At 55.6% G+C, this 2188-nt stretch carries 1 pseudogene and 1 riboswitch; the pseudogene reads right to left on the bottom strand.

The features are described 5' to 3' along the window. Nucleotides 1–1113 (bottom strand): annotated as a pseudogene (locus tag NW838_RS14340) (5-methyltetrahydropteroyltriglutamate--homocysteine S-methyltransferase); the annotation flags it as partial. A gap of 456 nt (nt 1114–1569) precedes the next feature. Further along, nucleotides 1570–1775: riboswitch (cobalamin riboswitch) on the bottom strand. Between the last annotated feature and the right edge of the window lie 413 nt (nt 1776–2188).

Here is a 2188-nt window from a genome sequence, read left to right as displayed (position 1 = left end):
TTGCTGCTGTTTTTCCGAGTGCTGGGCAGCAGGGTCTTCGCCGTTGAGGGCTCGCGCCAGGAGAGCTACTTCGGCCAGCTTCTGTTCGGCAAAGCTGAGGACATTTCTGAGGGGTTCCGGCAACTGGGCTTCCAGAGCAGCGTCGTGGGGCACAAATTGCAACGAAGCGGAAGGCTGCACCCGTAGGTTGGGAGCTACCCCCTGCAGCTCCCGCAGGCTGGCCAAGACGGTCTCAGGCTGAACCTTCCAGACATTCCGAGCGTCCACTACGCCAGCACCTAGGATCTGGTCAGCCGGAAAGCCATAGGTTCTTACCAGATCCAGGGTGTGGCCACGGGTAAAGTCAAGGCTAATGCCGGCCACCGGCAGTTGCACCACCCAGGGGTAAGTCTCCCCCAGGTCATCGAAGTAGGTGACCAAGTGGACAGGGATCCCGGCGGTTGCCAACTGGCGGTAGCTCATTTCCACAGCTTCCCGCAGGCCACTTCCCTGGCTGGTAACCAAAATGGGATCGTGAATCTGGACTTCTGGGATCCCCAGCTGTTTTAACTCCTGGAGGAGATCCCGGTACAGAGGAAGGAGCTTTTCCAAGTCCGCCCGCAGATCCCCAGATCGCTGGCTAAGGCAGAGCAAAGTCACTGGACTGAGGACAACGGGGCTGGTGCGCTCCCCTAGGATCCCTTGGGCCCGCCGAACTCTTTCCAAAAAATCCCCAAAGTTAGGACTGGGATCGGCTTCCGGCTCAATTTCGGGTACCAAGTAGTGGTAGTTGGTGTCAAACCACTTGGTCATTTCCAAAGCCGGCAGGCCCTCCCGCCCCCGCGCCATGGCAAAGTAGCGGTCTAAACCCGACAGACCTCGGAACCGAGAGGGGATCAGCCCCAGCCAGGTGGCCCAGTCCAGTACATGGTCGTAGAGAGTCTGATCCCCTACCGCAATGTGATCAATCCCAGCTTGTAGCTGAGTCTGCCAGGCTTGAGTCTCCAAATCCCAAAAGGTAGCCAGCAGAGCCTCTGACCCTAGGGCACCACTCCAAAAGCCTTCCAAAGCTTTTTTGAGCTCGCGGCGCTTGCCCATGCGGGCATACCCCAATGTCATGGTTTGTGCAGTCATGTTGTGTGCCATCCCAAATAATGAGTTTTCTAATTTTCCTGCGTTCAATTCGCCCTCAACTGGGATCCCGCCCGCCAAGGAAGAAACCGGCTGTTCCTCTCTTGCCTCTGGAACCCCAACAAAACACTGCCTTTTGCGCAAAAAAGATACTCAACGCAGCCAGCGATCGCAGTGGCTACTTGCCAGCCTACCAATTGAAGTCAGGAAGCCTGACATCTCACTCTTTCCTTCGCGTAGGCGGGCTGTAGATCTTGATAGATCTTGGTGCAACAGCACCCAAAATTTACTCTCTCCCGGCCAACTGGCTCAGAGTCTTGCTTGGGTTCTTGGACTTATTTCTACTGCTGAGGAGTACCGAAAGCTTGTGGGAGCAACGCCGGGAAAATGCTCAGGATAACGAAAGCAGAAACGAGCTAAAGCCAAGACAGTTACCATCTGTACCTCGCAGATGTTGTGAAGTTTAGAAAAACCATCGGCGGGCATTCTGACTGACACGGTTTTGGGGGACAAGATCTGGATCGGCAGCGAATGACTCTAGAGATTTGCTGCAGGACTTCTCCTAAACCGGATCACAGCTGCGGGACAGCGGCAGATTCTCACTGCTCTTTCCCCGTTTCCTCTGGCGGCTGATCCCCGTCAGAACCGATAGCTGAGCTACATCGTATCACGGAGTTCAGAGACGGGAGTAGAGTGCTTCAATCATCACCAAGCCAGCAGCCTTTGGAGCTACCAGACCTCACCTTTCACCCAGCGGTCTTGCAGGAAGTCATCGGAATCCTCTAAGCATCCTCCCCCCCTGCATTGCTCTCAAGATAAGGCAGTGATAGCTTAGCTGCCATAAGTCTTGTCCAGGAGGCAAGGGGGTTTGCTCCTTTTTGCTGAAAAAGCGACAGATCGGGGTTTCTATGGCATCAAGCTTAAAAGTAACTGTGTGGTCTGTGGGCCTCTTCTTGCTGAGCCAGATGTGGGCTGGATGCGCTCAGAATGCTGCTGAGCGGACAGCTTTCGATCCAAAGCTAGCTGGTGGAGCGGGCCGGCCACCGGGTGGTGCGCATGGAGGGAGGGCGCCTGTATG

Origin of the sequence: Synechococcus sp. R55.2, from assembly GCF_047462075.1 — a bacterium.
In the GTDB taxonomy this organism is placed as follows: domain Bacteria; phylum Cyanobacteriota; class Cyanobacteriia; order Thermostichales; family Thermostichaceae; genus Thermostichus.
This window is presented reverse-complemented; position numbering and strand designations above follow the sequence as displayed.